Origin of the sequence: Stenotrophomonas sp. LMG 10879 (genome assembly GCF_002750935.1) — a bacterium.
GTDB lineage: Bacteria > Pseudomonadota > Gammaproteobacteria > Xanthomonadales > Xanthomonadaceae > Stenotrophomonas > Stenotrophomonas lactitubi_B.
In genome coordinates this window covers 26,231-40,467 of the sequence record NZ_PEJT01000016.1, presented here as the reverse complement: position 1 = coordinate 40,467, position 14,237 = coordinate 26,231, and the positions used below count along the sequence as shown (strand labels likewise).

11 protein-coding genes are annotated in these 14,237 nt (G+C 66.4%); 1 reads left to right on the top strand and 10 read right to left on the bottom strand.

Going from position 1 to position 14,237, the window contains the following annotated elements; all coding sequences use genetic code 11:
• Positions 1–70 precede the first annotated feature (70 nt).
• A complete protein-coding gene (locus CR919_RS19570; protein WP_099821440.1) occupies positions 71–667 on the bottom strand; it encodes a class I SAM-dependent methyltransferase in 597 nt (198 codons plus the stop codon).
• A gap of 148 nt (positions 668–815) precedes the next feature.
• Here CR919_RS19570 and CR919_RS19565 point away from each other — a divergent pair, with 148 nt between their 5' ends.
• Positions 816–1,271 carry a CopD family protein gene (locus CR919_RS19565; protein ID WP_025877688.1) on the top strand — a complete coding sequence of 152 codons (456 nt, stop codon included), beginning with the start codon at positions 816–818 and terminating at the stop codon, positions 1,269–1,271.
• A gap of 113 nt (positions 1,272–1,384) precedes the next feature.
• Here the strand turns inward: CR919_RS19565 and CR919_RS19560 are convergent, their stop codons facing one another.
• The 9 genes from CR919_RS19560 to bamA form a co-directional block, all read right to left on the bottom strand.
• The gene (locus tag CR919_RS19560) at positions 1,385–2,344 is read right to left on the bottom strand and encodes an acetyl-CoA carboxylase carboxyltransferase subunit alpha (RefSeq protein WP_049465344.1); all 960 of its coding nucleotides are present in this window, start codon (positions 2,342–2,344) and stop codon (positions 1,385–1,387) included.
• Positions 2,345–2,473: 129 nt separating this feature from the next.
• A complete protein-coding gene (locus CR919_RS19555) occupies positions 2,474–3,337 on the bottom strand; it encodes a hypothetical protein (protein ID WP_099821439.1) in 864 nt (287 codons plus the stop codon).
• A gap of 59 nt (positions 3,338–3,396) precedes the next feature.
• On the bottom strand, positions 3,397–6,975 hold the full coding sequence (gene dnaE, locus CR919_RS19550; protein ID WP_099821438.1) for a DNA polymerase III subunit alpha: 3,579 nt from the start codon (positions 6,973–6,975) through the stop codon (positions 3,397–3,399).
• A 238-nt stretch (positions 6,976–7,213) separates the two neighbouring features.
• Positions 7,214–7,873, bottom strand: a complete 660-nt coding sequence (locus CR919_RS19545) for a ribonuclease HII (RefSeq protein WP_089239827.1) — start codon at positions 7,871–7,873, stop codon at positions 7,214–7,216.
• Positions 7,870–9,072: a lipid-A-disaccharide synthase gene (gene lpxB, locus CR919_RS19540; RefSeq protein WP_243380350.1), complete on the bottom strand. Its 1,203-nt coding sequence runs from the start codon at positions 9,070–9,072 to the stop codon at positions 7,870–7,872. Before lpxB ends, CR919_RS19545 begins: the two co-directional genes overlap by 4 nt.
• A gap of 53 nt (positions 9,073–9,125) precedes the next feature.
• Positions 9,126–9,917, bottom strand: a complete 792-nt coding sequence (gene lpxA, locus CR919_RS19535) for an acyl-ACP--UDP-N-acetylglucosamine O-acyltransferase (protein WP_099821436.1) — start codon at positions 9,915–9,917, stop codon at positions 9,126–9,128.
• A gap of 19 nt (positions 9,918–9,936) precedes the next feature.
• The gene (gene fabZ, locus CR919_RS19530; protein WP_089239833.1) at positions 9,937–10,392 is read right to left on the bottom strand and encodes a 3-hydroxyacyl-ACP dehydratase FabZ; all 456 of its coding nucleotides are present in this window, start codon (positions 10,390–10,392) and stop codon (positions 9,937–9,939) included.
• A complete protein-coding gene (gene lpxD, locus CR919_RS19525) occupies positions 10,389–11,411 on the bottom strand; it encodes a UDP-3-O-(3-hydroxymyristoyl)glucosamine N-acyltransferase (RefSeq protein ID WP_099821435.1) in 1,023 nt (340 codons plus the stop codon). The genes fabZ and lpxD overlap by 4 nt, the downstream gene beginning before the upstream one ends.
• Positions 11,412–11,845: 434 nt before the next feature.
• Positions 11,846–14,209 (bottom strand): outer membrane protein assembly factor BamA, encoded by a 2,364-nt coding sequence (bamA, locus tag CR919_RS19520; protein ID WP_099821434.1) that lies wholly within the window; start codon positions 14,207–14,209, stop codon positions 11,846–11,848.
• Positions 14,210–14,237 lie beyond the last annotated feature (28 nt).

Genomic DNA, 14,237 nt, shown 5'->3' with positions numbered 1-14,237 from the left:
TGGTCTTATGTTGCCGCGCAGCATAGCGCATCCGACTGTCCCGGACGTTAAGCAGACTCACAGGCCGTATTCAGCGGGCTGCCTGCTCCAGTGCGGCCGCTTCACTGGCCAGTGTTGGTCCCAGCCAGAGATGGGACCCGACCGCCTGCAGGCCTTGGCGCATCAGCTCGCGCCGGTACCAGCGGGCCGGACGCGACTGGAAGCCGTCATGGTCGCCCTCGAATTCATCTTCGGCGGCGAAGGTCTCCAGGAACGCCACGCCTGCGGTCAGCTCGGCGACACCGGCCAGGCCCGCGCGCAGTTCGCGGTTGGGCACGTAGTGCATCACGTCCGAACAGACCAGCAGGTCGACCGGGGCGCAGGGCCGCAGCCAGGCGAAATCGCCGAAGCTGGCCAGGTGCAGGTTGCGGGTCCGGCCATAGCGGCGCACAGCGTACTCGCTGCTGTCGAAGCCGAGGTAGTCGACCTTCGGACGCAGTTTCAGCAGCGGCGCGCGCCAGGCGCCTTCGCCGCAGCCGATGTCCAGCACGCTGCGGATCGGCCGTTCCAGGTAGTACTCGGCCGTGGCCACGGCGAGCGCGACCTTGCGCGCCAGGCGCGCGCTGCCACCGATGTCGGCGCGGCGGTACCAGCGCTGGAAGTAGGCGGCGTCGTAGGTCTTGTCCATGGCGATCGGGTGCAGTGGTGAAATCGGCGCCTATCGTACGGCGTTGCAGCACACCATGCGTCGATGTGTCGCGGCGGTTGCACGTGGGGTGGCCTTGCCACGGCATGCGAGAATGGCGGACATCCACGCCAGCCGCCGGAGCGAGCGCATGCAGAGCTACTACTGGGTCAAGACCTTCCACATCGTGTTCGTGGTGGCGTGGATGGCCACGGTGTTCTACCTGCCGCGCATCCTGGTGAACCTGTCCGAGACGGCGGGGCAGCCGGCGGTGGTCGAGCGCCTGCAGCTGATGGGCATGCGCCTGTACCGCTTCGGCCATTCGATGTTCGGCCTGGCGTTCGTGCTCGGCCTTGTGTTGTGGCTGGGCTACAAGGTGATTCCGGACTTCCCGACCATGGTCGCCCCGGGCGGCGCGGGTTGGCTGCATGCCAAGCTGGGCCTGGTGGTGGTGCTGCTGGCGTACTTCATCTGGATCGGGCGCCTGCTCAAGGGTGTGGCCAAGGGCAGGGCGCTGCCGTCCTCGCGCGCGCTGCGCTGGATCAACGAGATTCCGCTGTTGGCGTTCATTCCGATCGTGTGGCTGGTGCTGGCCAAGCCGTTCTGAGGGGCGTCACTTGGATCCAGTAGATCCACGCCATGCGTGGATGCTGTGCGAGGTACAAACAAGAAGAGCCGGGCGTCTGCCCGGCTCTTTGCGTATCCGACGTCAGGAAACGATCACGCCGCTTCGTAGGTACCGTAGCTGCGCAGGCGCTTGTAGCGCTGGTCCAGCAGCTCCTGGGTGGACAGTGCATCCAGCGCTTCCAGTTCGTTCAGCAACACGGCCTTCAGGCGCTTGGCCATCTGCGTCGGGTTGCGGTGGGCGCCGCCGGTCGGCTCGCGCACGACCTTGTCGACCAGGCCCAGGCCCTTCAGGCGGGGCGCGGTCAGGCCCAGCTGCTCGGCGGCGTCCTTGGCCTTGCCGGCGTCCTTCCACAGGATCGAGGCGCAGCCTTCGGGGGTGATGGTCGAGTACACCGCGTATTCCAGCATCACGGTGCGGTCGCCCACGCCCAGCGCCAGCGCGCCGCCGGAGCCGCCTTCACCGATCACGGTGCAGATGATCGGCACCTTCAGTTCGGCCATCTCGATCAGGTTGCGTGCGATCGCTTCGGACTGGCCACGCGACTCGGCATCGATGCCCGGCCAGGCGCCGGCGGTGTCGATCAGGGTCAACACCGGCAGGCCGAAACGCTCGGCCATCTTCATCAGGCGCAGGGCCTTGCGGTAGCCCTCGGGCTTGGGCATGCCGAAGTTGCGCTTGATCTTTTCCTTGGTGTCGCGGCCCTTCTGGTGGCCGATGACCATCACCGAGCGACCATTGATGCGGGCCAGGCCGCCCATGATCGCCTTGTCGTCGGCAAAGGCACGGTCGCCGGCCAGTTCCTGGAACTCATCGCAGATGATGCGGATGTAGTCGGCGGTGTACGGGCGCGACGGATGGCGGGCCAGCTGCAGCACCTGCCACGAGGTCAGGTTGCGGAAGATCTGTGCGGTACGCACGCGCAGCTTGTCCTGCAGCGCATGCACTTCGGCCTCGACATTGACCGCCGGCCCGGCACTGGCGTTGCGCAGCTCCTGGATCTTGGCTTCCAGGTCGGCGATGGGTTGCTCGAAGTCGAGGTAGTTCGGATTCATCGGAAGCCGTCGTGTAAAGAAGAGGGGAATTCTAGCCGAATGCGCAGGAACGGCCCGTACGCCTTCGTCTGGAAACCGACGGTAGCGCAGTGGGGGCCAGCGGCGCCAGTCGGGCCGCCGGCCGCCGGTTCAGGGCAGGACCAGCGCGCTGCGGGCCATTTCGGTGCTGCGGATCGTCACGAAGTCGTTGTAGGCCTGGTTGGCCGCCACCGGCAGCTTCGCGCCCAGTGTCATGGTGGCGTGGGTGAAGGCCATCTGCGCCTGGAAGTCTTCCTTGCGCAGGGCCTTCTGCTCGCTGGCCGTCGTGGCCTTCAGCCAGCGCGCATAGATGTCGCGCACGGGACCGGCATGGGCCTCGAAGGCCGGGTCCAGCGCGGGCAGCGCGGGCGCCGGTTGCAGCGTGTAGGTGGGCGCCACGTAACCGGCGGGCTGCTCGCGCTTGTAGGCACCGGGCTCGCCCATGCCGGCCTCGACATACGCGATGAAGTCCGGCGCGGTGAAGATCTTGGTGCTGATCCTGCCGCCGGTCGAATCGACGTGGGCAACCACCTGCTCGTCGGGGAACGGCTCGCGCACGCCGAAGTTCCAGGTCTTGTCGATGAACAGGCCGTGGTGCTTTTCGTACGGTCCCTTGAACTCGACCCCACCCAGCTCGATGCCCAGGCCGCTGACGCCGAAGTTCTTCAGCTTGTCCTCGCCGGTCACATAGATCTCGCGCGCGGTCACGTACTCGCTGAGGCTCGGGTTGATCAGGCCGCCGCGGCCGTCGGCGTAGACGATGAAGCGCACCTCGCCCAGGCGGTCGGTGTGCAGCTGATGCTCACCGGCAGCCAGGCTGATCGGCCGCGATGCGTGCGCGGCCACCGGCAGGTCCTTGCCATCGATGCTGATCGCCAGCGGCGCATCGGTCGGGTTGTCGATCTCGAAATCGACCTTGGAGGAACAGCCGGCCAGCGCAAGCGCGGCCATCATCGGCAACAACAGGTTCTTCATTGCGGGCAATCGTCCTTGACGTATGCAGCGGGAAAACAACAACGGATTCGGGGCCAGCCTCAGCTGGCCCAGGGCGGGCTGTAGCGCACCTTCAGCGTGCGCACCGCCGGTTCGGCGCGCAGCGCCTCCATCAGCTTGGAATCGACACGCACCGCGCTCTGTCCGGAGACATCGAGCATGCCGGCGATGCCGCCATCGGGGCCCTTCAGCAGCAGGTCCAGGCGCAGGGGCGTGCGGCCGGGGCGATGGCGGTCGAGCAGGGCGTCGATGCGCTCCCACACTGGTCGCTGCTGGCGCAGGTCCAGCCGCAGTGACAGGCGCGTGGCGTAGTTCGCGCAGACCTCGTCGAAGTCCCAGCACTGGCGGATGCGCAACGCGAAGCCACCATTGAATTCGTCTTCGCGCAGGCCGCCCTTGACCACCAGGATGCGGTCCTTGGTCATCAGGTGGCCGAACTCGGCCATGGCATCGGAGAACGCGCTGCATTCGACGCGGCCACGGCCATCTTCCAGCTGGATGAAGATCTGGCTCTCGCCCTTGCGGCGCACGCCGACCACCTGGCCGGCAAGCACGGTCTGCACTTCCGGGCGCCAGCGCTTCTCGCCGCCACCACTGTTGCTGTTGGCGCTCCAGATCTTTTCCACCGAGCCGAGGTCGGTGCCGACCAGATCGCGCACGTCATCGCGCCAGGGATCGAACGGGTGCCCGCTGAGGTAGAAGCCCAGCGTGTCGCGCTCGCCGTTGAGGCGCTGTAGCAATGGCCACTCCTCGGCTTGCGGCAGGTCGAGCTGGATCGTCGTCGCGCCGGGATCCGGACCGCCGAACAGCGAGTTCTGGCCGGACGCGCGCTCGCGCGCCATCTGTTCGGTGGCCTTGATCACTTCCGGCAGCTGCAGCATCAGCGAGGCACGGTTGTGGCCGAGCTCATCCAGCGCGCCGCAGTTGATCATCGCTTCCAGCGTGCGCCGGTTGAGCTTGGCCGAACCGATGCGGGTGCAGAAATCGAGCAGATCGGTGTAGTCGCCGCCGCGCAGGCGTTCGTCCACCACCGCTTCACAGGCACCCTGGCCGACGCCCTTGATCGCGCCCAGGCCGTACTGGATGGTGTCCGGCGTGGCCGCTTCAAACATGAAGGCGGACTGGTTCACCTTCGGCGGCAGCACGGTCAGGCCGAGGTTGCGCACCTCGTCCAGGAAGCCGACCACCTTTTCGGTGTTGTCCATGTCCGAAGACAGCGTCGCGGCCATGAACTCGGCCGGGTAATGGCGCTTGAGCCAGGCCGTCTGGTAACTCACCAGCGCGTAGGCGGCGGCGTGCGACTTGTTGAAGCCGTAGCCGGCGAACTTCTCCATCAGGTCGAAGATCGCATCGGCCTTGGCTTCGCCGACGCCGTCCTTGGCCGCACCTTCGCGGAAGATCTCGCGGTGCTTGGCCATTTCCGCCGGCACCTTCTTGCCCATCGCACGGCGTAGCAGATCGGCGCCGCCCAGCGAGTAGCCGCCGACGATCTGCGCCATCTGCATCACCTGCTCCTGGTACACCATGATGCCGTAGGTGTCGCGCAGGATGCGCTCGGTGCGCGGATCGGGATACTCCACGTCTTCGCGCCCGTGCTTGCGGTCGACGAAGGAGGGAATCAGGTCCATCGGGCCGGGCCGGTACAGCGACACCAGCGCGATCAGGTCCTCGAAACGGTCGGGCTTGGCGTCCTTCAGCAGGCGGCGCATGCCCGAGGATTCGAACTGGAACACCGCACCGGTATTGCCCGAGGCGAAGATGTCCTTGTAGGTGGGCGCATCGTCCAGCGGCAGCTGGGTGATGTCCACCGGCGGAATGCCGGCGCGCTCGTGGCGCTTGTTGATCGCCTTCACCGCCCAGTCGATGATCGTCAGCGTGCGCAGGCCGAGGAAGTCGAACTTCACCAGGCCGACTTCTTCAACGTCGTTCTTGTCGAACTGGGTGACCGGATTCTTGCCGCGGCCCTCTTCATCGTGTTCGGCGAACAGCGGGCAGAACTCGCTCAGCGGTTCGGGCGCGATCACCACGCCGCCGGCGTGCTTGCCGGCGTTGCGGGTGAGGTCTTCCAGCTGCCGCGCAAGGTCGATCAGGTCGCGGACATCGTCCTCGCTCTGGTAGCGCTGGATCAGCTCGGGCGAGGCCATCTCGCTGTCCTTGCCCTCACCCATCGCGTCCTTCAGTGAGATGCCGAGGATGTTCGGGATCAGCTTGGCGACGCCGTCGACCAGGCCATAGGGGAAGCCGAGCACGCGGCCGGAGTCGCGCACCACCGCCTTGGCCGCCATGGTGCCGTAGGTGATGATCTGGCTGACCCGCTCGCGGCCATACTTGCGCGCGACGTAGTCGATGACTTCGTCGCGGCGGTCCATGCAGAAGTCGATGTCGAAGTCGGGCATCGACACGCGTTCGGGGTTGAGGAAGCGCTCGAACAGCAGGTTGTACGGCAGCGGGTCCAGATCGGTGATCTGCAGCGCCCACGCCACCAGCGAGCCGGCACCGGAACCACGGCCCGGGCCGATCGGGATGCCCTGCGCCTTGCCCCACTGGATGAAGTCGGCCACGATCAGGAAGTAGCCGGGGAAGCCCATCTTGATGATGGTGTCCAGCTCGAACTCGAGGCGGTCGCTGTAATCCTGCGCGGTCATGCCGGGCGCGATGGGATTCTTTTCCAGGCGCGCGGCCAGGCCCTTGCGCGATTCACTGCGGATCCAGCTGTCCAGCGTCTCGTCGTCGGGCACCGGATAGTCGGGCAGGAAGTAGGTGCCCAGGCGCATCTCGATGTTGCAGCGCTCGGCCAGCGCCAGCGTGTTGTCGATCGCATCGGGGATGTCGGCAAACAGCGCGCACATCTCCTCGGCGGACTTCAGGTACTGCTGGTCGCTGTACTCGCGTGGTCGCTTGGGGTCATCCAGGACGCGGCCGGTGGAGATGCACACGCGTGCTTCGTGCGCGCTGAAATCGGACGGCGACAGGAAGCGCACGTCGTTGCTGGCGATCACTGGCAGGCCGCGCTGGCCGGCGGCCATCAGCGCGAACTGGTTGAAGCTCTCTTCGCCATCACGGCCGGTGCGGGTCAGCTCCAGGTGCAGGCCGTCGCCGAACACGCGCTGCCAGTCGGCCAGCTGCTGTTCGGCCAGATCGTGCTTGCCATCCAGCGCCAGCCGCCCGGCCAGGCTGTCACGGCCGGCCAGGGCGAACAGGTTGGCGTTGCCGGCCTTCAGCCAGTCCGGATGCACGGCCACGCCGCCCTCGGGGCGATGGCCTTCCATCCACGCCCGGGTCAGCAGCCGCGACAGGCTCAGGTAGCCCTCGCGGTCGCGGCACAGCAGCGTCATCCGCCACGGGTCCTGGCCTTCCTCGGCGATCATCACGTCGGCGCCGGCGATGGGCTTGATGCCCACGCCTTCGGCGGCCTTGTAGAACTTGACCAGGGCGAACAGGTTGTTGAGGTCGGTTACCGCCAGCGCAGGCAGGCCCAGTTCGACCGAGCGCGACAGCAGGTTGGCCTGCTTGGCTTTTTTCGGGTCAGCCTGGTCCGGCTTGGCCGGCACGCGGATGGTTGAGTCCGCCAGCGAGAACTCGGTGTGGACGTGGAGATGTACGAAGCGGGAGTTGGACATGCCGGACCAGGTTGGAGCGCGCAGGCCCCGGGTGCAGACGCGGGAATCGTCGCCGGGGTCGGGAAGCGCTGGAGTGCCCGGTCAGGGTAGCGAGGGCAGGGGGTTGCCACAAGGCTTGACAGGGGCACGGCGTGGCGCCGGATTCAGGCGTGCGGGAGGCCGCCTTCTGTAGAGCCGAGCCCATGCTCGGCTGCTGTGGACAGCCGAGCATGGGCTCGGCTCTACAACTCCAGCAGGCTCAGGCGATGGCCGCGACAGCCGGCGCTTCCAAGCACTCGCGCACCGGGGCGAAACTGCGCCGGTGCTCCGCGCACGGGCCGTGTTCACGCAGGGCGGCCAGATGCGCCGGGGTGCCGTAGCCCTTGTGCTGGTCGAAGCCGTACTGCGGGTGGCGTGCGTGCAGGTCCAGCATGTAGCGGTCGCGCGAGACCTTGGCCAAGATCGAGGCCGCCATGATCGCCCGGTCGATGCCATCGCCGCCGACCAGCGCCTGCGCCGGCAGCACCAACCCCTTGGGCACCACGTTGCCATCAATGCGGGCGAAGCCGGCCACGTGGGCCACCGCCGCGACGACATCGCGCATGCCCTGCAGCGTGGCTTGATAGATGTTCAGGCGATCAATGGCTTCCACGTCCACCAGCACCACGTGCCAGGCCAGAGCGCGGTCGAGGATGCGGTCATGCAGCTGCTCGCGGCGGGCCGCGGTCAGCTGCTTGGAATCATCCAGGCCGTTCAGTCGTGGCCGCTGCGGATCGAACACCACCGCTGCCACCGCCACTGGGCCAGCCAGTGGTCCCCGACCGGCTTCGTCGACACCGGCGATGCGGTGGCCGGGGTCGATCACCGCAGCACCGTCAAACAGGGCCAGGCTGGCGGCCGCGGCATGGCGACGGCTCATGCTTTTTCCTGGCCGCGGACCAGTAGTTCGCCGACAGCATCGGCTGCACGCGCCGATGCGTTGCGGCGCAGGCGTTCATGCAGGCGTGTGTAGGTGCCCTGCAGGTCGGCGATCCGCTGCGGGTGGTCGAACCACTGCTGGACAGCGGCGGCCAGTTTCTCCGGCGTGCAGTCGTGCTGCATCAGTTCTGGCGCCAGGTCCTGACCGGCAAGGATGTTGGGCAGGGCGAAGCGGTCGACCTTGATCAACCCCAGCGCCTTCACCAGGCGGTAGGTCAGTTCGTTGACCCGGTAGCCGACGACCATCGGCCGCTTCACCAGCATCGCTTCCAGGGTGGCGGTGCCGGAGGCCAGCACCACCACGTCGGCGGCGATCATCGCGTTGCGCGCCTGGCCGTCCAGTACATGCGAGTAGGCCACCGGCAGTGCCGAGCGTGACAGCTGCTCTTCGATCAGGCGACGGCAGGCTGCGTTGGCCGCCGGGACCACCACGTGCAGGCCGGGAATGCGCTCGGACACCTGCCAGGCAGCCTCGAAAAAGGCTTCGCCGAGCTTGGAGATCTCGCCCAGGCGGCTGCCGGGAAGTACGGCCAGCACCTTGGCCGAGGCGGGCAGGCCAAGTTCGATCCGGGCCGCTTCACGGTCGACGTGCAGCGGGATGTCATCGGCCATCGGATGGCCGACGAAGCGCGCGTCGATGCCGTGCTTGGCGTAGATCGGCGGTTCCATCGGAAACAGGCACAGCACCAGGTCGGCGCTGCTGCCGATCTTCTCGGCGCGCTTCTCGCGCCATGCCCATACCGAAGGGCTGACGTAGTGCACGGTGCGCACGCCACGCTGTTTCAGCCAGCGTTCGATGCCCAGATTGAAATCGGGCGCGTCGATGCCGACGAACACGTCCGGTTGCCACTCCAGCGCACGCTGGCGGAACGCCGAACGCAGCTTGAGCAGGCGTGGCAGATGGCGCAGGACTTCGGTCAGGCCCATCACCGCCAGTTCGCTGGCATCGTGCCAGGTCTGGCAGCCGGCGCTGCGCATCGCATCGCCGCCGATGCCGGCGAATTCGGCATGCGGGAAGCGGGCCTTCAGTTCGCGTATCAGGCCCGCACCGAGCAGGTCGCCGGAGGCTTCACCGGCGACCAGCGCGATCCGCAACGGGCGATCACTCAGCACCCGGTGTGCAGGCACGCTGCCGGCCATCGAGGCCAGCGAAATCACCTCGGCGCCGGCCGGCGCCTGGCCGGTCGCGCTGCTCATCGCAGCAGGTGCCTCTCGGTGTGTTCGATGAAGTCCAGCATCGACTTGACGTCGTCGCTGTCCTGCGCCTGCTCGGCCAGCTGCGCCTTGGCTTCGGCCAGCGGCAGGCCCGCCACGTACAGCGTGCGGTAGGCACGCTTGATGGCGGTGATGCGCTCGGGGTCGAAACCGCGTCGCTTCAGGCCCTCGCTGTTGATGCCGCGCGGGCGGCCCAGCGAGTCGGTGCCGACCATGGTGAACGGGGGCACGTCGCCATTGGTCAGCGCGCCCATGCCGAGGAAGGCATGCGCACCGATGCGGCAGAACTGATGGGCGCCGGCGAAGCCGCTGATGATCACGTAGTCACCCACGGTCACGTGTCCGGCCAGCGTGGTGTTGTTGGAGAACACGCAGAAGTTGCCGACGTGGCAATCGTGGGCCACGTGCGTGTAGGCCAGCATCCAGTTGTCATCGCCGATGGTGGTGATGCCGCCGCCGCCACCAGTGCCACGGTTGAGGGTGACGAACTCGCGGAACACGTTGCGGTCGCCGATCACCAGTTCGGTGCGTTCACCGGCATACTTCTTGTCCTGCGGTTCGCCGCCGACCGCGACGTGGCCGATGAAGCGATTGTCGCGGCCGATCCGGGTCGGACCATGGATGCTGCAGTGCGGACCGACCTGGGTGCCGGCGCCGATCTCGACGTCCGGGCCGATGATCGTGAACGCGCCCACGCGGACATCGTCGGCCAGGCGCGCCGACGGATCGATCACGGCAGTGGGATGGATCAGGGGGGCGTTGTCGCTCATCTCGGGCCTCCAGCCAGGGTCATTCGCGGGTGCCGGCGCACAGCACCTCGGCGCAGGCGACGACTTCGCCGTCGACCTTGGCCACGCAGTCGTACACGGCCATGTTGCGGATCACGCGCTTGATCTCCACGTGCATCTCCAGCACGTCACCCGGCACCACCTGCTTGGTGAAGCGGGCCTTGTCGACCTTGACCATGTAGAACAGCTTGGACTGCGCATCGCGGCCCAGGGTGAGCTGGGTCAGCACGCCACCGGCCTGGGCCATGGCTTCGATGATCAGCACGCCGGGCATGATCGGCTGGCCCGGGAAGTGGCCCTGGAAGAACGGCTCGTTGATGCTGACGTTCTTGGTCGCGACGATCGTGCGCTTCTCGTAGTCGATCGACACCACCTTGTCCACCAGCAGGAACGGGTAGCGGTGCGGAAGCAGCGTCTGGATCTGCGCCATGTCCGGCAGGGTCTGGGGCTGGCTCATTCTTTCTCCTTGCTCACAGACAGGATGCGACGGGCCAGTGCATCAAGCTGCTTGAAGCGCGCGGCGTTTTTGCGCCACGTGCGGTTGTCGGTCAGGGGCGTGCCGGAGGAATACTCGCCCGGCTCGGTGATGGAGTTGCGGACCACCGATTTGCCGGTGATCACGACCTTGTCGCAGATTTCGAGATGACCGACGACGCCAACGGCGCCGCCGAGCAGGCAGTAACGGCCGATCTTGGCGCTGCCGGCAATGCCGGTGCAGCCCGCGATGGCCGAGTGGGCGCCGATCTGCACGTTGTGCGCGATCTGCACCAGGTTGTCCAGGCGAACGTCCTCGGCCAGCACGGTGTCTTCCAGCGCGCCACGGTCGACACAGGTGTTGGCGCCGATCTCGCAGTCGTCGCCGATGCGCACGCCGCCAAGCTGCGGCACCTTGATCCATTTGCCAGCGTCCATGGCCAGGCCGAAGCCATCGGCGCCCAGCACGGCGCCGGGATGGATGCGCACGCGCTTGCCCAGCTTGACGCGGGTGACCAGGGTGACGCGGGCGATCAGCTCGCAGCCGCTGTCGAGGGTGCAGTCTTCGCCGATGATGCTGCCGGCGCCGATGATGCAGTTGTCGCCGATGACGCTGCGTGCGCCGATGGTGACGAACGGGCCGATGTGGGCGCTGGCGGCGACCTGCGCCTGCGGATCGATCACTGCGCTGGGGTGGATGCCGGGCGGGCGGGTCGGGGCGATGTCGAACAGCGCGCCGATCTTGGCAAAGGTGGTGTAAGGGTCCTTGGCAACCAGCGCGGTGCCGGGAGCCGCGTCGGCATCCTCGGCGCGCAGCACGACGATGCCGGCCTGGCTGTCGGCCAGCTGGGCGCGGTAGCGCGGGTTGGCGAGGAAGGTCAGCTGGCCGGCACCGGCATGGGCGAGGGTGGCCACGCCATGGATGGCGGTGCTCGGGTCGCCATGGACCTGCAGGCCGAACTGATCGGCGAGTTGCTGGGCGGTGTAGGTAGGAGTATTCACGGCGGGAGTTTAACGTGTGACGCCATTGCGGTCATGCGGGGCGGTTCTGCGGCCAACGGCGGGGCCCCTCGTGGCTGGCAGAGTCAGGCCCGTGGGCTGGGTCGGACGGGTGGGGCCCGCGAGGGACGGCGCAAGTACGTCCATGTAGCCTTGGTCGCCGCATCCATGCGGCTCACACCCTCGCAGGCCCCACCCATCCGCCCTCCGACGGCGTGGCGCGAGTGCCAGCCACGGAAAAACAGGAAAGATCAAAAGCGGAGCGCTCGCTTCCGCCAGCCCTTCCAAACGAAAACGCCGGGCAATGCCCGGCGATTCGAGACCCGTCTGGTGGAGAGCCCCCCTTCTGTTAAGGGGGGCGCGCCAGCGGCGCGGGGGATAGGTGAAATGCGCGGGCAATTCACCGGAGGTGGATCAGTTCTGAGGAACGTCGTTCCTCAGAACTGGCCACCGAACGTGAATTGCAGGCGTTCGATTTCGTCGCCGTCCTTCTTCTTCAGCGGGAACGCATAGCTGATCGAGATCGGGCCGACCGGGGCGCGCCACAGCAGAGCCACACCGGTGGACACGCGCAGCTCGTTGGCCTTGAAGTTGTCGGTACCGTTGTAGACGTTGCCGAAGTCCACGAAGGCCGACACACGGGCCGACGGGCTGTCGAACAGGCGCGGGAAGTAGGCTTCGACCGAACCGACGGTCTTCAGCGAACCACCCAGCGGCTGGCCGTTCGGGTAACCGCTGGTGACTTCACGCGGGCCGAGGGTGTTGTCCTCGAAACCACGCACCGAGTTGGTACCACCGGCGTAGAAGTTCTCGTAGAACGGCAGGCCGGAGGCGGTCACCGAGCGCAGGTTGCCGTCCTTGTCCGGCACCATCGCGGTCTTGTCGTTGCCGTAGCTGTCGCCGTAGCCGACTTCCGCGCGGGTGTTGATCACCAGCGAGGGGATGATCGGCCAGTACTTGCTGATCTGGTAATTCAGCTTGTAGTACTCGACGGTCGAGCCGGGCAGGGTGGTTTCCAGGCCCACACGCTGGTAGGTACCACGGGTCGGCATGAAGTAGTCGTTGCGCGAGTCGCGCGCCCAACCCAGCTCCGTGCGCCACGCGTGGAAGGTCTTGCTGCCCAGCACATTGATGTAGTCGATGATCGACTGCGGGGTCGAGCCCGGGTAGGTGGTGATCTGGTTGCTGTCGATGCCGAACATCAGCGAGACGGTGTCGGTCTCGGTGATCGGCACGCCGAACACCACCTGCGCCGAACCATTGGTGCTGTTGTACTGCGCGGTGTTGAAGTCGGAGTAGTCCAGTTCGCGCCAGGACAGGTTGTAGCCCAGCGAGACGCCGTCATCGGTGAAGTACGGGTTGGTGTAGCTGAAGCCGTAGCGCTGCAGGTAGCTGCTGCGCGAGGCTTCGACCGACACGCGGTTGCCGCCGCCGAGGAAGTTGTTCTGCGACAGCTGCACCGAGGTGGTCATGCCGTAGGACTGCGAATAGCCCAGGCCGAACACGAAGCTGCCCGAGGTGGTTTCCTTGACGTTGTAGACGACGTCGACCTGGTCGTTGCTGCCGCTGACGGGCGGGGTTTCCACTTCCACCGCTTCGAAGTAGCCCAGGCGCTGCAGGCGGATCTTGGAACGGTCGATCGCGGCCTGCGAGTACCAGCTGTTCTCGAACTGGCGCATTTCGCGACGCATCACCTCGTCGGAGGTGCGGGTATTGCCCTTGAAGATGATGCGGCGGACGGTCACGCGCGGGCCGGGCACGACCTGCATGTTGACCGCCACGGTCTGCTCGGCGCGGTTGGTGGTCGGAATCGGGTTCACCTTGGCGAAGGCGTAACCGATGTTGGACAGCGAGTTGGTGATCGAGTCGGAGCTGAATTCCAGCAGCGCACGCGAGAACGTGTCGCCGGACTTCTGCACGACCATGCGCTCGACGTCTTCCTGCGGCAGGATCGTATCGCCGCTGACCTTGATCTCGGAGATCTTGTACTGGTCACCTTCGGTCACGCCGGCGGTGATGAACATGTCGCGCTTGTCGGGGCTGATCGACACCTGCGTCGAGTCGATGCTGAAGTCGACATAGCCGCGGTCCAGGTACCAGGAATTCAGCTTCTCCAGGTCGCCGGACAGCTTTTCCTTGGAGTACTGGTCGTCACGGCGGTACCACGACGCCCAGTTGTGCTCCTTGGACTCCCAGTATTCCAGGATGTCCTTGCTGTCGTACTTCTCGGTGCCGACGATGTTGACGTGGCGGATCTTGGCCGCCTTGCCTTCCTTGATCGCGATGGCGATGTCGACACGGTTGCGGTCCAGCGGACTCACCGTCGGGGTGATGTCCACGGTGTATTTGCCACGGTCGTTGTACTGACGGCGAAGTTCCTGGGTCACGCGGTCCAGGCTCAGGCGATCGAAGGTGCCGCCTTCGGTCAGGCCGATGTCGGACAGGCCCTTGAGCAGCTGGTCGGACTTGATGTCCTTGTTGCCGGTGACGGTCAGCTTGTTGATCGCCGGACGTTCCTTGACGGTCACCACCAGGATGCTGCCCTGGCGATCCAGCTGCACGTCTTCGAAGAAGCCGGTCTTGTACAGGGCGCGGATGGTCTCGCCGACCTTGCTGTCGGTGACGGTTTCGCCACGCTCGACCGGCAGGTAGGTGAACACCGTACCGGAGCTGATGCGCTGCAGGCCGTCGACGCGGATGTCGCTGACAGTGAAGGGCTCGGCTGCCTGGGCCAGGGCGGGAGCGCCGGTGACGGCGGCGAGGGCGAGGGCCAGCAGGCGGCGATTGGGGAGTCGCGTCATGTCACGTCCGGTAGGAAGGTCGATTTCA